This window comes from Bradyrhizobium sp. UFLA05-108, from assembly GCF_059803455.1.
Genome location: NZ_JBANAZ010000016.1, coordinates 16,668 through 32,786 on the forward strand (window position 1 = coordinate 16,668; position 16,119 = coordinate 32,786).

General features: G+C 60.6%; 16 protein-coding genes. 10 read left to right on the forward strand and 6 right to left on the reverse strand.

Annotated features, from left to right (window positions below; translation table 11 throughout):
• Positions 1-314 precede the first annotated feature (314 nt).
• Complete coding sequence (locus SO140_RS14265) at positions 315-593, forward strand: hypothetical protein (protein WP_474803397.1); 279 nt, start codon at positions 315-317, stop codon at positions 591-593.
• A 13-nt stretch (positions 594-606) separates the two neighbouring features.
• Here SO140_RS14265 and SO140_RS14270 read toward each other — a convergent pair whose 3' ends face one another.
• Positions 607-1,758 (reverse strand): hypothetical protein, encoded by a 1,152-nt coding sequence (locus SO140_RS14270; RefSeq protein ID WP_498542730.1) that lies wholly within the window; start codon positions 1,756-1,758, stop codon positions 607-609.
• 163 nt (positions 1,759-1,921) lie between these two features.
• On the opposite strand from SO140_RS14270, the gene SO140_RS14275 reads away from it, so the two are divergent.
• Positions 1,922-2,170: a hypothetical protein gene (locus SO140_RS14275; RefSeq protein ID WP_449382022.1), complete on the forward strand. Its 249-nt coding sequence runs from the start codon at positions 1,922-1,924 to the stop codon at positions 2,168-2,170.
• 502 nt (positions 2,171-2,672) lie between these two features.
• Positions 2,673-3,116, forward strand: a complete 444-nt coding sequence (locus SO140_RS14280; RefSeq protein ID WP_474803403.1) for a hypothetical protein — start codon at positions 2,673-2,675, stop codon at positions 3,114-3,116.
• Between the two features lie 137 nt (positions 3,117-3,253).
• Here the strand turns inward: SO140_RS14280 and SO140_RS14285 are convergent, their stop codons facing one another.
• Positions 3,254-3,919, reverse strand: coding sequence for a hypothetical protein (locus SO140_RS14285; RefSeq protein ID WP_474803406.1), 666 nt, complete (start codon positions 3,917-3,919; stop codon positions 3,254-3,256).
• A 57-nt stretch (positions 3,920-3,976) separates the two neighbouring features.
• Positions 3,977-4,714: a metallophosphoesterase family protein gene (locus SO140_RS14290; RefSeq protein ID WP_449382019.1), complete on the reverse strand. Its 738-nt coding sequence runs from the start codon at positions 4,712-4,714 to the stop codon at positions 3,977-3,979.
• A gap of 191 nt (positions 4,715-4,905) precedes the next feature.
• On the opposite strand from SO140_RS14290, the gene SO140_RS14295 reads away from it, so the two are divergent.
• Complete coding sequence (locus tag SO140_RS14295) at positions 4,906-5,529, forward strand: transglutaminase-like cysteine peptidase (RefSeq protein ID WP_449382018.1); 624 nt, start codon at positions 4,906-4,908, stop codon at positions 5,527-5,529.
• A gap of 11 nt (positions 5,530-5,540) precedes the next feature.
• On the opposite strand, the gene SO140_RS14300 is transcribed toward SO140_RS14295, so the two are convergent.
• The 3 genes from SO140_RS14300 to SO140_RS14310 form a co-directional block, all read right to left on the reverse strand.
• Complete coding sequence (locus SO140_RS14300) at positions 5,541-6,803, reverse strand: hypothetical protein (RefSeq protein ID WP_449382017.1); 1,263 nt, start codon at positions 6,801-6,803, stop codon at positions 5,541-5,543.
• Between the two features lie 164 nt (positions 6,804-6,967).
• Entirely contained in the window at positions 6,968-7,243 is a 276-nt protein-coding gene (locus tag SO140_RS14305; protein WP_449382016.1) for a hypothetical protein, read from the reverse strand.
• Positions 7,244-7,319: 76 nt separating this feature from the next.
• Positions 7,320-7,889, reverse strand: a complete 570-nt coding sequence (locus SO140_RS14310) for a hypothetical protein (protein WP_498541564.1) — start codon at positions 7,887-7,889, stop codon at positions 7,320-7,322.
• 262 nt (positions 7,890-8,151) lie between these two features.
• On the opposite strand from SO140_RS14310, the gene SO140_RS14315 reads away from it, so the two are divergent.
• The 6 genes from SO140_RS14315 (at position 8,152) to SO140_RS14340 (ending at position 15,595) form a co-directional block, all read left to right on the forward strand.
• Positions 8,152-9,354 (forward strand): polysaccharide biosynthesis/export family protein, encoded by a 1,203-nt coding sequence (locus SO140_RS14315; protein ID WP_449382014.1) that lies wholly within the window; start codon positions 8,152-8,154, stop codon positions 9,352-9,354.
• Between the two features lie 93 nt (positions 9,355-9,447).
• A complete protein-coding gene (locus SO140_RS14320; RefSeq protein WP_449382013.1) occupies positions 9,448-10,035 on the forward strand; it encodes a hypothetical protein in 588 nt (195 codons plus the stop codon).
• Between the two features lie 24 nt (positions 10,036-10,059).
• On the forward strand, positions 10,060-11,529 hold the full coding sequence (locus SO140_RS14325) for an O-antigen ligase family protein (RefSeq protein ID WP_474802438.1): 1,470 nt from the start codon (positions 10,060-10,062) through the stop codon (positions 11,527-11,529).
• A 152-nt stretch (positions 11,530-11,681) separates the two neighbouring features.
• On the forward strand, positions 11,682-12,302 hold the full coding sequence (locus SO140_RS14330; protein WP_449382011.1) for a hypothetical protein: 621 nt from the start codon (positions 11,682-11,684) through the stop codon (positions 12,300-12,302).
• A gap of 274 nt (positions 12,303-12,576) precedes the next feature.
• The gene (locus tag SO140_RS14335) at positions 12,577-14,844 is read left to right on the forward strand and encodes a polysaccharide biosynthesis tyrosine autokinase (protein ID WP_498541565.1); all 2,268 of its coding nucleotides are present in this window, start codon (positions 12,577-12,579) and stop codon (positions 14,842-14,844) included.
• On the forward strand, positions 14,834-15,595 hold the full coding sequence (locus tag SO140_RS14340; protein ID WP_498542731.1) for a hypothetical protein: 762 nt from the start codon (positions 14,834-14,836) through the stop codon (positions 15,593-15,595). Before SO140_RS14335 ends, SO140_RS14340 begins: the two co-directional genes overlap by 11 nt.
• The last annotated feature ends 524 nt before the right edge of the window (positions 15,596-16,119 follow it).

Below are 16,119 nucleotides of genomic sequence, written 5' to 3' on the forward strand. Positions count from 1 at the left end.
CGGTCCGAGAGTCCAGGCCTCTGGGGCCTCCCGTGCCGACTTAGCAGAGATAAAGGCGCCGATCGGGGTTCATGCGATGGTTACCGCAAGCGGCGCTCCAAAGTGATTTGGTCGTGTGGCCTTCCAGTTCACCCAAGGCTAACGAAAACTGATCCGGCTGGAGCAACCGCATTCCTCAGAGCGTGCGCTGGCGCGAGGGCCGCTGCGGCAGGATCGCTTCGGTTTTCGGTGAGGCGGCATTTGGTCATTTGGACCGCCGACACTTTTTGCTATGTTCCACGAGAAAACTCTCCGAGAACTGATGGAGCTGCCTGGTGATTCTCAACATCTCGCGCAAGGCGATTGGATTTGCATTTGTCCTGACGTTGGTCGCGCCCGCGGCTGCTTCGGCGATTACCGCGGAGGTGGCGCGCACGTGCGATGCGGCCGTAGCCAAAGCCTTTCCGCCGAGGCAGATCGGCAATCCCGCCGCAGGCAGCACCAAGGGAACGGCCAAGCAGCAGCGCGACTACTTCAACAAATGCGTTGAGAACAACGGCAAGGTCGACGACGCGCCGGCGGACACACCGAAAGACAGCAAGGCCGCCAAGTAGTTGGCATGGCTAGCTATCGTCGCGGCGGACAGGGCGAATAGAACGCGCCGTTGATCGCGTTGATGCGCTCAACACACTGGTTCGGGTCGGTCACGTCACCGGCCACGGTGAAATCATAGCCCATGCCTTTGACCACCACGATGTAGCGGCCTGGCGAGAGCGTGAAGCCGTCCTGCTCTGGCTGCAGCAACAGCATCCTGGGTTGATCCTCGACGGGACCGACCTTGTAGGGGAAGGACATGCTACGGATGACCCAGGAGTCGCCGGCATTCACCATCGCCGCCTTCCCCGTGGCATCGACACCCATGGAGCGTGAAACTTTTGCGACGACCCGGACTTCCGTGCCGGCGGCGTCGATGCCTCCATCTGGCCTGAACACGATGAACTTGACGTCTCCGCTGGTTACCGTGGTTGCGCTGGGCGTGGTGATCGCGGCCGAAATCGCAACGCGGCGATCGGGGATCTTGCCGGGCACCATCTTCAGCTCTTGAAGCTGGCCATCGCTTAAAACGTAAACGCCAAAGGTGACCGGTAAAGGCATCGCGGGAGGCGCGGGCTGGGGCACCTCCTTTTGTACGCCCGAAAGCCGCTCGGCGCTTTCGCTCGCAGGTGGGGCGGGTGCTGGTTGGGGTTGCGCGGCCGTGGAAGAGCGCTGCGATAGCGCGGCGAATTGCGTTCTGACCCGCGGCCAAGACGCGATGATAGTGCCAACAATCGCAACGAGCAGGAGGATCGCGGCGAGGCGGACAACGAAGTTGATGTTTCCGGCTCGTTTGGGCCGGTCGGCTAGCCGTGGGGGAGAAGCCGCAACGGAAGGACGTGGTGTCTCTCCTTCGACCTTAGGGAAGGAGGCAGGAAAGCCTTTCGTGGCCGGAGGCAATGGGGATGCGCCATCCGGCGGAACCGGCGCATCGTTGCGCGCGAAGGACTGCTCAACGTCTTGAAAAGCGCGTTCCAGGACCTGCAATACCTCACGAGACTCGCGAGCGTCTGCGTGCGTGAACTGTTCCAGGAGCTTGAGACGGGCGAGCTCATAGACCATGTTCCGCATCTGCTGTGGGTCGGTCGAGATGGAGCGGACCCGTTCGGAGAGGACACGAACGAACTCGGCCCTGATCGCCTGCGTCTTCGCGGTCGTGTCGGTGGTATCGCCGGGATCGGTCATCAAGCCGATCAAGTAGCGCGGATGACGCTCGTTCGCTAGGTTTTTGCGCGCAACGGGCCCACATCACCGAAGCACTACCGGGACAATTAGGTCCGCCAAGACGCTTGCTTTTGCACAGAAACCTGTGACACTTCCGGAAAATGTCTATTACCGGTGCTCGACCATGCGCGTCATCCTGCCAGCTCTCACGCTTTCGGCCCTTCTGATGCAGCCTGCCTTGGCGCAGGGCGTGAAGGATCCGGCCAACGTGACCAGCACCAGCATCGTGACCACGAGCACGAACAAGACGCAGACGACGCAGAGCCCATCGCGGCCGACGGCGATCCGAAACCTTACGACCGGTAGCTTGCCCGTCGGAATGGCGGCTCAAGGGGTTTGGAAAGATGGCAAGCTGGTTGCCGTGCCTCGGTAATCGGCCCCAATGAGCGTGAAGGAGCCCTGAAGGAACAGTGGCTGCCTCCCCGACGTTCTTGCTCGGGAGATATTGTGATGAACCGTGTCATTCTGGTCGTGGTCGCGCTTGTCAGCCCGGTGGGCGCCGTCTCCGCTCAGGGGGTCAACGACCCCTCGACGCCTAATCGCAACGTGATCATTGTCAACCCGTCCCAGCCCGCGTCCCCGAACGCAACCCCGAATATTCCGAGCCGGATCCAAGCTCCGCTTACCAGGGGCGGTCGCGCTGTGCCGTACTACGGAAACAGGACGCGGGGTAGCGCCTCAAGCCGGCGGTAAGGCGCCAAAGCCCGGCCCCGTTCCGCAAAAGGGAGCGCGGCTGCGAAAAACAGCCCGAGCCATATGAATTGAAAGACAAGGTTGCCTGCGAATAGCCCTTCTTGCAATCAAGTACGAGGTGAGCTCGAATTGAGGCGCTCGTCCATCTTGTCCGTGGCCCCCATTCTCCAGGAGCTGTGACGTTGCAGACCGCTCACCACATCGGCGCGGTTTTCGCGCAGGGAAGACATGGCTCCCGCAGCGTTGCCGTTGTTGTCATCCTTGCTGTCGGGCTTCTTCAATCGCTGCCCGTCTGCTTGGCGCAGGACGAGCCCGGGCCAACGCTCAACGATTTTATCTCGCCGGGTCCGCCCGAGCCCTCGCGCGACGAATGGCGGCAACGGGTTGAAGAGGCAAAGCGGCGGGCAAAGGACGTCGCGCGCGAGCGTCGCGAACGTCCCGAGCTCAATGCGCCGATCCCAGAGGATCCCGATATCGTCGCAAGCGAGCGCGTCCTCAACGACGAAAGCTTGCAGCGCGGTGACATCGTCAAGACCAAGAAGGGCATGTTTGTTTATCAGGGCGGATCGGACCAGCCCCGGCGCGAGGAGGATTTCGTTCCGATGGCGCCAGGATCCAGGCGCTGAGAGCCGGGGTAGATGAACAAAGCGCGATGAGATTGGGATGAATCGTCATCACGCTTAAGGTTATGATTTGGCATCTCCGCGCAGCGTTCCGCGTTTGTCGTGAGGGAAAACCGCTTCACACTTTTCCGGATCGCGCTCTAGTATTTTTTCAGCAATGCGTTGAACTTGGGATCGATGGTTTGGGTCGCTCTGAGCAGAAGCGATTTCCCTTCTGGGGATGCTTGCACATACACGGCGATCAAGGGCGCATCGAAGCGTGCGCGGCTCGCGAGCGCCGAGCGGATGTCTGATTGGGCCAAGAGCCGAACTTCCTCGTCAGATGCTGCCGAGGTCGATGTCACGGTCTGAAGCCTGGAAAATGCTACGTCCACCGGGACCGTGCCGGTCAAATAGGACATCTTCAGCGATGCTGTCGCCGGTTCGCGCATTTCGGCTTTCAGCGTTCCTAGCGCCAGCCAAAGTGCGGGTCGGATCGGAGAGATCTTGAGCGCCGCGGTTAAGGCGCCTTGCGCCGACTTGTTGTCCGTGGCCCGAGCGTTAGCGTCGCTGGCCGGATGGTGGATGACCTGAGCTGCCATCCGCGCGGCCTCACTCGCCAGCAAGTCGCCATCAAACGACACCAGCCGCGCAAAGCTGCCGCCAGATGATTCGTTGGCGTTCGTCGGCGCGAGGGGGCCCGCGAATACGTCGCTGGCGCGGAATCTCTGCGGCACAACATCACCATAGAAACTCAACCCGGCGTAAAGGATCAGCACCGTTGCAATGCAGATACCAAGGCCGCGAAGCCATTTCGTCGAGTGCATGAGATGAACTCTAAGTAACTAATTTTTGCGGCGAGCCCGAATGTGTAGAGCCAACCGCTAGAGCGCAAGCAGACTATCGCCTTGGATCGTCAGCAAGGTCAAGTTGCCCGTGGCGTAGGCGCCGGTATCGATGTTGATGCGGTTCGCTCGGATATCCGGCGCGCTGACCGGCGTGTGGCCGTGGACGACATACTTTCCGAAGCGCTCCTCGGAGGCGAGGAATTCTTCTCGGATCCAGAGCATGTCTTCGTCGCGTTGTCGCTCGAGCGGGACACCCGGCTTCACACCGGCGTGGACGAAGAAGAAGTCGCCACAGGTGAAGGAGGATGGGAGCTGCCGGAGAAACGCCAGATGCTCGGGCGGAATAGCGCGCTTCAGCCGCTCGATCAGCTCGACCTGCTCCTCTGCGCTGGGATTCATGGTGGGCGTGATGCCGTAGGAAACCAGCGTGAGCAGGCCGCCATAGTGGCGCCATTCCTGCAATCGGGCCGGGTCCTTCAACACCTCGAGCAGGAAGATCTCGTGGTTACCTTTCAAGCACACCGTCTCATGGGTCCTTGAGCGATCGATCAAAAGGTCGAGCACCCCGCGCGAGTCAGGACCGCGGTCGACATAGTCGCCAAGGAAGACCTGGATGGCGCGCCCGGGCGCGGAGCGTGCAAGATCTGCATCAATCACGGTTAACAGGGATTGAAGCAGATCGGAGCGACCGTGCACGTCGCCGATCGCATAGACGCGGACGCCATCGGGAAGCCGGGGCTTGGTCTTCTTACGTAAGCGTCGGGAAAGGCCCATTTGGTCGGTCGAATCGCCTGTTTCTTGAGCTGCGCAAATCATCGTGCTCTTAGCAGAGCAAGTGTCCACTCGGTATTGTTAATTGTTTCAGAAAGCGTCGCCTTGAGTTTGATTCAATGGCGACTGCCCCGGTGAGCCGTATTTCAAGACGCCTTTTGTAGGGTCTCCCGAAGAAAAACGGGGGGCGCACAGTGCGCAAAGTAGCAAAATTCCTAACCGTTGCAGCCGCCGTGTTCGGGGCTGCGATCGGGGTTCAGCAGAGTGCCAAGGCGGCCTTCGTCTCCGCACCGATCAACCTGCGCGGGGCCATTCAATACATCAAGTTCGATCAGCCGACGCTGGCGCCCATGGCATTCACGATGTTCTGCTTGAAGTACGGGAACGAATGCAAGCCGCCTCGCATGGTGTTCAGGGGCGGTCGGCTGAAACTGACGCCCCAGCGCGTGGCACAGCTTCAGGACGTGAACCAAGAGGTCAACGCTGCGATCCGGCCCGAGCCCAATCTGGAGGGTCTGCGCGGCGAGAAGTGGCTGCTGCACCCGACCAGCGGCGACTGCAACGACTACGCTGTGACAAAACGCCACGATCTGATCGCAAAGGGCTGGCCGGCCCGCTCGGTTTTGCTCAGCGAGGTCGTGACCACCTGGGGCGAGCATCACCTTGTCGTCGTGGTGCGCACCTTCTCTGGCGACCTCGTGCTGGACAATCTCACCTCGCACATCCTGCCGTGGTCGAAGAAGCCCTATCGTTGGGTGCGTATTCAATCGCCGAAGAACCCGAACTATTGGGCATCCTTGGGGGATCGCAACGTCTGAGGCTCTGGCTGCTAGCGTGAGCTGATGCTTTGCGACAGCCCAAGGCCTACCATCACCGAGAGGCAAAGGATTGCTGCGGGGTGCAGCAGGCCGGGACTTGCGAAGCTCTCGACAAGCGCGAAGCAGAGGCAGGCCGCGGAAGCCGCGGGGAAGAACGAGTCGCGACCTCGCTCCAAGGCACCTAAGAAAAGCCGCGCCAACAGCACGCTCGCTACGACAATAGCGGCAGCAAGGCCAATCCACCCCATGTCGATGAAAATGGCGGCCGCTACCGAGGGCGGCCGCAATGCCTCACCGGGGTCGCTCTGATAGATCCTCGCTACGGCCGCAAAGCTGCCTGCACCTGCGCCGAACCAGCGAGTATCCGCCAGCATCCGCTCGAGTGTGGCTCTGGTTTCGCCCGGGAGCTCGGAGACCAACCGCAGCAAGGCGGATCCCGAGCTCTTCTCGAACACGAAGCCCAGCACGATGCCTGTGCCGATGAGAGCCGCAATTGACAGCGCTGTGGCCGCGATGGTCGACAGGTCCAGGCGTCGAATGATCAGGATGAGCACGAACAGCACAAAGCCGAGGCTGGCCGCAACGGCGCTGTTCGTGTTCGAAAATCCAAAGATGGCGAGCGCGTTGATCAGCGCGGCGATCAGGCCGCAAGCTCCCACAGCGAGGGAGCGTGAGAGGGGGTGACGCGTCTCGGCGCGCTCTGCCGCCAATTGCATGACGGCAAGGTTGAGCAGCAAGCCAAAGCCGGCAAGACTGGTTGCGAGTCCCGCGGGCGATGCGTCGCCCAAGGCTGGCGATATGCGGTGCAGATCCAGCGTCAGCGCGGATAGCGTGGTGATCCCGCTCAAGACGAACAGGATCAATTCGGCGCGGCCGCGATCGCGCGCTACTACGATGGTCACGCCGAGCAGCGAAACAGCCGCAAGCGAAACGAGCAGGGCATTCAACGTCAGGCCGAAGTCGGCGGTGATAGGTCCGAGAGCAAGGCCGCCCACCGCGTCATGGACGCCGGCCCAGATCGGGTGCGCTACGCCAAGCGGCACTGGGATCATCTGCAGCGCGATAGCGGCGGGTATTGCGACCAAAACCCAACCGACCCACGAGCTCGCCCGCAGGTAGTGTTCGTAGTCGGCCTTTCCTGCATTGAGCGAGGCAGCAAGCAGGCTGACGCTGGCTGCCGCGATCCCGAGCTGTGCACCGAACCTGGCGCCGCCGATTTCGAGGATGGTTGCCGAAGCAATGGATAAGATGAGGGCAAAATAAGCGAGGGACAACCGGCGCGCTCGAACAAAGGCCTGAAACAGTGAGGCCACCATACAAGCCGTCAGCCCCATTTCAAGCGGGCGGCCCCATCACAATGCGCCATCAGGCGCGGATGGTGTGGATGGAATTTGCAAATCGCGTGGGAAGACCTTCAGATCGTGCGGAGGGGAAGACTTCAGCGCGCGGTTTTCAGCGGCCGCACGAAGACGCGGGAGGCACGCGCCGCGGCCAGCCAGAAACGCGCCAGCGATCCAAACAGATACCCGCCCTGAAGCGCGGTTGCGCACAGTGCGAAATCCTTCAACCCCTCAAGAAATGCGATTTGAGCGATCATACCGATCGGGATGGCGATCAGCCCGATCGCGAGCGTCAACGGCAGGAGTACCAATACGCGGAAACGCTGGCCCAACACCGCTCCCACGAGAAAACTAAAGATCAAGAACTCAGCCATCCGAAACACTCCCCGTGCTCCGGACCCTAAGGTTCCAGACCCTAAGACACCCTTAAGTCGTATGGCTAAACTTGGCCTATTGGCCGCAATTCGTGAGCAGCGAATTAAAGGCCTCCCGCAACCCATTCAGGGCAACCAGACCTTTGATTTCGCTGCCGCTTTCTTTTTCTTTGACCGTGACGGTCAGCGAGGCCGTCACCTGCCACTTGCCCCCGGCGAAGGCGGCGACTTCGTCGGGCAGCAGCACGGCAACGCCGGCGCCGGCCATGCTGGCCTCAAAAGTCTGGGAGCCGCCTGAGGCCGAGGTGATTGTCACTTGGGGGCGGCTTCGGGGTGGGAGGGGGCGGATCAACGCGACCAGCACGTCGATCTTGCCCTTCGGCGCACAGCGGACGATCAGGCCGGCAAAGTCGAGATCGGATTGAGTCGTGTCGGCCGTCTTCATGATGGCGGCGAAGCTTTCCCCCTCCTTAGCCCCCTGCGTCCGGGTGAATTTCCAGGTGGAGGAGGGGGCGGCCGGCGCGGCAATTGAAAAGACGCAGGCGGAACCCAAGGCCGGAGGGCCGCTCTGGCAGCGGTTCCCGACGGGAGCCCCCTGCGGGATCGATAGCAGCGGTCCGAGCAAGGCAATGGCAAAAACGGGCACGGGGACTCCCATCAGTTGAACGGTTCGGACTTCTATCAGGACGGCCACGGATTTTGCAGCGGCCCCACATCGGGCACGCTGCCCACCGATCGAGCAAGAAAGTTACACCAAATGGTCACAAAGGCTTAGCTGGAGTTCCTAAGAGTTGCCTGCAAGCAACAGTCGTCGCCATAACGCTTGCGAAACGGCGTGGAACTCTTGTCGCACCGCCCAACCCGCCGTACCACTTCAGGGGTAAATGGGGACTATGTGGGCGCGATTCATGCATTCCTTTGCCAAGACTTTTGTATTCAAGCCGGCGTTTTTGGCGGTGGCTTTGGCGCTAGGCGCCTGTTCGACCAATCCCGGTTCGGGACCTCTCACGGATGACGTTAACAATCACATTCAGACGGCCAGCGCGCCGGAGTATGAACTCGTCCCGCTGAATCCGGCCACGGTCAAGATCCTGCACACTCACGAGCCCAAGGGGCTTGCAGGTGCGTTCACAGACAAGCGGCCGCCGGCCAGCATCGTGTTCGGCATCGGCGACGTCGTCAGCGTCACCATCTTCGAAGCCGCTGCAGGCGGTCTGTTCATCCCGGCGGAAGCCGGCGTTCGTCCCGGCAACTTCGTGACGATCCCAGATCAGACCGTCGACAATGACGGCTTCATCACAGTGCCCTATGCCGGTCAGGTGAAGGCGGCGGGCCTCACCGCAGTCCAAATCCAGCGTTCGATCGTTGAGAAGATCGCCAACCGCGCCATCGAGCCGCAGGTTGTCGTGGCGATGTCCTCGCAGCGGACGCAGCTCATCAGCGTGCTCGGTGAAGTCAATACGCCGACCCGTTTCCCGGCGAGCGCGGCGGGCGCGAAGGACAGGGTGCTTGACGCCATCACTCGTTCCGGCGGCATCAAGGGTCAGGGCTTCGAGACCTGGGTCATGCTGGAGCGCCAGGGCAAGCGCGCCACTGTGCCGTTCGAGAACCTGGTCATGGCGCCTGAGAACAATATCTACGTGCGTCCTGACGACAGCATCTACGTCTATCGCGAGCAGCAGAAGTTCCTGGCGTTCGGTGCTAGCGGGCAGAGCGGCGAGTTCAACTTCGACGCCTGGCGCATCAATCTCGGCGAAGCGGTCGGTAAGGCCGGTGGTCTCCTCGACGCTCAGGCCGATCCGGCTGCCGTGTTCCTCTATCGTCGCGAGCCGCGTGAGGTTGCTGCCCAGCTCGGCGTCGACGTCAACAAATACACCTCTGATACGATCCCGGTCATCTTCAACGTGAACTTCCGTGATCCGGGCGGCTTCTTCCTCGCCACCAAGGTCATGATGAAGAACGGCGACATCATCTACGTCTCGAACTCGCGCAACGTCGAAGTTGCTAAGTTCCTGACCTATCTGCGGGTGATCATGGCGACTGGCTCTGATGCGGTGAACCTCGCCAACGACACGCTGATCTTCCGCAACAACATCAAGTTGGCGCCGTAAGATCGGCCCGATACGAACGAGAAGAAATGGCACCGGGCTTTCCCGGTGCCATTTTTGTTGAGGAGGCGGTTCGCTGAACTTAAGGGAAAACACATGCAAGGCTGGTTGCCGGGCCGCGCGCTTGTCGTGATTGCCGCTGCGCTTTGGCTCGGCGGCGGATCGGCGTGGGCTCAAACGAGCCTTGGTACGAGCTTTGGCGTGCGCCATCGGATCGATGTGATCGTTTCAGCTGAGCCGAACGCGTCGATTCTTAGAGACCTACCTGGTGCGAAGGGATCGCTGTCGTTTACGGTGCGCCTGTCCGCCAATTCGAAAGAGAGCCGGTTTTTCGGTATGCTGCGGCCATCCTTTTCCGATATCGTGCTCCCTGACACCGCCGGCCAACCGCTGGTCAAGCAGACGAAGATCTGGGAGGAGGACGCGTGCCATCAGCGTCGGGGCTTGCCAAAGGTCACGGTCACCCAGCTTGCGGGAGACTTTGGCGAGGGGCACAAAAGAATAGAGATTTCCGCGATCAACCGCCACATCGGGCTTCTGGTGCCGCCGGACGAGCTCACCCCCGGAATCAAGCTCGAGCCGTCAAGCGATGATGGCGGCTCGTTCTTTGCCTTTCGGGCGCAAACCAGAAACAGCCGTTTGAACGTTGATCTGAAGATCTATCCGATTGATTGCGTCCTCTAAAGGAGAGGCCTTGCCGTAACGAGGATGCGTCTTGGCTCGCTGAACATCCGCTGGTCTTGGAGTCTTCCGGCCACCTTTATCCTGTTCTTCGTCGTGGCCGGCGCGCCGTTCCCATTCGGCTCGACCAACGATCTCTCGATCGCGTTCTGGTGCCTCTGTCTTGGCGTTGCTCTTAGTGTGGCGCCGACGCGCGATTTGCGAAGGCCGCACCTGTGGATGATCGCCGGCATCGCCGTCGTGATCGCTGCCTACGCATTCGTGTTGCACGAGCAGCTCTCGGATCACCCCTGGATCGCGCCGTTTCATCCCATCTGGAAGCAGGCGTCCGACCTCCTGGGCCAGGAGATCGCCCCGTCAGTGTCCATCGTGAAGAACGAGGCCTTCTTCGCGCTCGGCGCGCCGCTTGCCAACATCCTGGCGATCCTGCTTGGGATCACCGTCGGGGCAGACCGCGAGCGGGCGCGCCGCATGCTCTGGGTGATCGCCATCTCAGGCGCCGTCTACGCGCTCTATGGTGTGGCCTCGTTCCTGATCGAGCCCACCATGATCCTGTGGCGGGACAAGACCGCCTATCTCGGCAGCGTTACCGGCACCTTCATCAACCGCAACACCGCGGCGGCCTATTTCGGCTCGGCCGCTGTGGTCTGGATGCTGCTGATTCTGGAGGATGTCCGCCGCCGCGTTCCTGAGCGACGCCTCGACTGGAAACGTCTCTCGCGCGATCTCGCCGAGATTCCGCCACGGGAAATCCTGCCGCAGCTTCTCGCTTTGCTGGTCTGTTTGATGGCGATGTTCATGACCGGCTCGCGCGCCGGCGTCGGCCTGTCGCTGCTCGCCATGATCGTGTCGTTCACGATCTTCTTGAGAAGAGACTTGCCGCCGCGGACGGGGATCTGGATCTCGCTCGGCTCCGGCGTGGTGGTCGCGCTCGGCCTGATGCAACTGCTTGGCGGGCGGGTCTCGAGCCGCTTTGATAGCCAGGGCCTGGTCGATGAAGGTCGCGTGGAGGCTTGGAAGTCGACCTTGCGAATCATCGCCGACAACCCGTGGTTCGGCACCGGCATGGGCACCTTCCAGTGGGCCTTCCCGCCCTATCGCAGCCCGAACATTTCGATACGCGGCATCTGGGATGCGGCGCATTCGACTCCGCTTGAGCTCGCCTCCGAAGTCGGCATCCCCATGGCACTTTTGGTGGCGACGGCCTGGATCATCATGTCTGTGATTCTGGCAAAGGGCGTGTTCGGACGACGGCGCGATGTCATCATCCCGCTTGCGGCCGCGGCGACCGCGACGCTGTCGCTGCTGCATTCGTGCCTCGACTTCACGCTCCAGGTCCCCGGCTACAGCATTCCGTTTTTTGCGCTTTTTGGCGCGGGGCTGGCGCAATCCTTGCGCTCGGGCGAGGCTCGGCCGGAGGTTGAGGCGCAGGTTGCAGGAGGCTCCCAGCGTGCGCGGGATGAGAAGACGAAAAGGGGTGTCCCGGCGCGTGCCTGATGTTCACAAAACTGTCTATTTTTGAAGCAGTTGCCGCCTTAACGAAGTTTTCAGTATGAGTAGACAGCCGAGGGTTGTTCGGCTAGGTTCCGCGCTGCACGCGTCATTTGCCCGCGGCAGGGGGCAAGCTGATATTTTTGGAGGGTCTAATTATGCGCGCGATTCGTTTTGCGCTTCGCTTGGCTGCGGCCGCGGCTCTGGCCGCAACGATTTCAACGGCCGCGAGCGCTGCCGTCTATCCGCCGCAGCGTCAGCTGCCGGCCCAGGTCATCTCGGATTTCAAGAGCGCGCCGAGCAGCCTGTTGCAGCAATTCCCGACCGGCGGTGCGCAGATGATCTCGCGTGTGCGCGATCTCGGCGCCTCGGATCCCTCGACGCTCAACGCCCTGATCGGGCTGCTTAAGGATTCCGCGACGACGAAGGACCAGATGCGCGCGATCGTCGCCGGTCTCGCCCAGGTCGCCCGCATGGCCGCGCAGAGCGACCAGGCCTTTGCAACCGAAATCCAGAACGCAATCGCCGGCACCAACAGCGCCGACGTGATCGCCGCCTACCAGGCCGCAACCGGCGATGTCGCGATCGCGGCAACCGGCGGTGGCGCCGGCGGTGGTGGCTCCGGTGCAGGCGGTTCGACTGGATCGAGCGGCTTTGCGTTCGGCGGATCGAACGGCGGCGCCTCCTCGTTCGGCGGCCTGCACTACGCGACCTCAGGCTCGAGCATGGGCAGCGGCTCGGTGGGCGGCACGACGAGCAGCACCAGCCCACGTCGCTGAGCTGCAGCCAAGTCTGACGCGGTCCAGCCGATCGCGCATCATCATCTGATCATGAAGCGGCGCTTTCCGAGGCGCCGTTTCGCATTTCCCGTTAAGCTTCGTGCAAGATGTAATGTGCAGATCTCGTTGCACTGCATCAATTGAGTTCAGCCGCGGCCGCTAGCATGCTATGTGCATGTCGGTTCTTTGCCCTTTGAGTACCTTCGCTCACGTAACCGTCTTTGGTCGATGCGTTCTCCAGAATTGATGGGAGGATGCTTTCAGGAATTGCGCAATGCTGCAGGTGAATAAGCCGACGTCGGAGATCAACCGGGATCTCGCCGAGGACGGCGGCTCCCCGTCCCCGATCCTCACCCCTTATCTCGAAATTATCCGCCGGCAATTCCCGACCATTGTAGCAATCGTCTCGGCCTGCGTGATCCTGGCGCTCATCTATCTCTTTACTGCCGCACCGCAATTTACCTCGAGTGCCTCGATGGTGATCGACACCCGCAAGGTGCAGTTGTTTCAGCAACAGTCGGTGCTCGGCGACATCGCAGTCGACTCTGCCACGGTAGAGACCCAGGTCGAGATTCTAAAATCCGAGAACATAAGCCTCGCGGTTATCCGCGACCTGCACCTGATCGAGGATCCCGAATTCACCGGGAGCGGCGGTGGGCTGTTTGGCGCTGTTATGGATTTCATTGGCGGTCTCTTTTCCGACGGGCAGGCTTCGTCCGAATTCGAGCTAACCCGCAAGGCGCTGGAGCGTTTCGAGAAAAACCGCACCATCAAGCGCGTCGGCCTCACCTACGTCATGGAAATCGGCTTCACCTCACTCGATCCGCAGAAGGCGGCAAAGATCGCCAACGCGATCGCAGATGCCTACATCGTCGACCAGCTCGAGGCGAAGTACCAAGCGACCCGTCGCGCCAGCGTCTGGCTGCAGGACCGCATCAAGGAGTTGCGCACGCAGGCGTCCGCCGCGCAGAAGGCGGTCGTCGATTTCAAGACCGCCAATAACATCGTCGATACCGGCGGGCGGCTGATGAACGAGCAGCAGCTTGCGGAAGTGAACAGCCAGTTGGTGCTGGCACATGCGGCCACCGCCGAGGCCAAGGCGCGGCTCGACCGCATGAACGACATCCTCAAGCAGGATATCCCGGACGCCAACGTGACCGACGCGCTGAAGAACGACACCATTGTCAAGCTGCGCGCGCAATATGTCGACATGGCCTCCAAGGAATCGATCTGGTCAACCAAGTATGGCTCCGATCACCTCGCCGCCGTCAACTTGCGCAAACAAATGGCGGAGATCAAGAAGAACGTCACGGACGAGCTGAAGCGCATCCAGGAATCCTACAAGAGTGAATACGACATCGCGGTGACTCGCGAGGAGAGCATCAAGTCCAGCCTCAACAACGTCGTCTCAGAATCGCAGCTCACCAACCAGGCGCAGGTGCAGCTGCGCGAGCTCGAGAGCAACGCGCAGTCCTATCAGGCGATGTATGACAATTTCCTGCAGCGCTACATGGAAAGCGTGCAGCAGCAGTCCTTCCCGATCACCGAGGCGCGCGTGATCAGCGCGGCGACAACGCCGCTGAAGAAGAGCTCCCCGAAATCGCTGATTATCCTTGCGGGCGGCCTGCTGGGTGGTCTGATGCTCGCCTTCGGTTCAGCGATGGCCCGCGAGTACAGCGACAAGGTGTTCAGGACCACCGGGCAGGTGGAGGAAGTCCTGGGTGCGAACTGCATCTCCATCCTGCCGGCGCTCGGCAACACAGCCTCCGCGCAGGGGCTGGGAGAAAAACTGCTGGGTAGTAAGCTTGTCAGGAAGAACAACCCAGAGCCCGATCTCTTGCGCTATGTCGTCGACAATCCGCTGTCCCGCTTCTCGGAAGCGATCCGTTCGCTGAAGGTGGCGGTGGATCTGAATTCGATCGTGCGCGAAAACCGCGTGCTCGCGGCGATCTCAACGCTTCCGAACGAGGGCAAGAGCACACTCTCGACCAATCTCGCCCAGCTCATGGCGCATGGCGGGGCGCGCGTCATCCTGCTCGATGCCGACCTGCGCAACCCCTCGCTGTCACGCGCGCTGGTGCCGGACGCTAAGATCGGCTTGGTCGACGTCATCGCGCAGAGGGTGCAGCTTGAGGATGCGCTGGTTGTCGATTCCGTGACCAAGCTCGCGATCCTACCAGCGGGTACCACCTCGAAGCTGCTGCACACCAACGAAATTCTTGCCTCCAAGGCGATGCATGCGCTGATCACCCAGCTCCGGTCGAAATACGATTACGTGGTTTTGGACATGCCTCCAATGGCCCCGGTGGTCGACGTGCGCGTCACCTCTTCCTTCGTCGATTCCTACGTGTTTGTGGTGGAATGGGGCAGGACCAATATCGACGTGGTCAAGCACAATCTGCGGGGCTCGCCGGAAATCCAGCACAAGCTGCTTGGCGTGGTTCTGAACAAGGCCGACACTAAAGCGCTCGCGCGCTACGAGTCCTATCACGGCCGCTACTACTATCAGAAGTATTACGCCCGTTATGGGTATGTCGAATAAACGTTGCTTCGCCAACTGGAGTTTGCGCGCATTTGTGCTGCCGTTCGGCCTCGTCGCCGTGCTGTGGCCCTTGCTGGCGTTTCCGTATTTCTTAAGAGCTGCTCCGGCCCGAGACTTGACTGCCCGTATCATTGCAGATGATCGGTTCAAACCAGGCATTCTCGTGAACGCGCTCACGGCGATTGAGTCGTCTACTCCTGCGATCACGCGACAAGCGGCTGTCATTTATGCCCAAGCTCTTTTGCAACTGCGGATCGCCGAAGAAGCGCAACAGCGGAATGGCTCTGACCAAGCCGACCGCGAGGTAGAAAAGGCAGGGACGTACTTGCGAGCCGCGCTTTTGATGCGGCCCAGCGACGCCTTCTTATGGCTAATGCTCTATTCGATAGAAATGACGCGCAACGGGTTTGGACTTGATACGCTAAGCTATCTAGATCAGTGCTATCTGCTAGGACCTTACGAAGGCTGGATCGCCCTACGGCGCAACAAACTTGCGTTGGCAACTTTCGGCGTGTTGAGTGCTGCCATCCAAGAGCGCGTTGTCTCTGAGTTTACGGAAATGGTGGATGCAGACCTGATCGACGACGCTGCGCTCAACCTAATAACTGTCGGGTGGACGCAACGCGAACGATTGCTAAATGGTCTCCGGGGAGTGGATCTACTTTCGCGGGAAATGCTTCAGCGCCGTCTTTCGCGCGAAGGCGTTAAGGCGCGTGTCCCCGGTGTACAAACAGATGAAAGGCCTTGGTAGTGACCAACTCTATCGGTTGCAATTACTGGTACAGGTTCTTTGGGGTGCTGATGGCGCTACAACTTGGTTCACCGTTAGCCGAAGCTCAAATCGGTTCGACATCGACCTTGATGCTTCAAGGGCCCTCTGAACAATCGGCGCAGCCAGTTATCCGCGATGGACTCGGGAGGCCCTGCCTGGATGTTGAAGCTGCATCACGGAGCCACGTGGTGAATCCCAACCTGCTAGATCACGTTGTTAGTATTAAGAACAACTGTCCGCGCAAGATTAGCGTCAAAGTGTGCTACTTCGGGTCGGAAAACTGTAATGCGTTTGATGTTCTCGGTTACAAGAGAGTTGATACTGTTCTCGGGACCATGACGGGAATCAAGACGTTCAGATACACGATTTTCCAGAAGTAGCGCTTGAATTGAGATCTACACTTGATTCCCATCTTTTCATATGAAACGCGAACTGCACGTCACGTCGAGGCCTTCCGGGAAAGCGCAAGGCTGGCTGGTGCCGAGCTAACAATTCTTTCAACC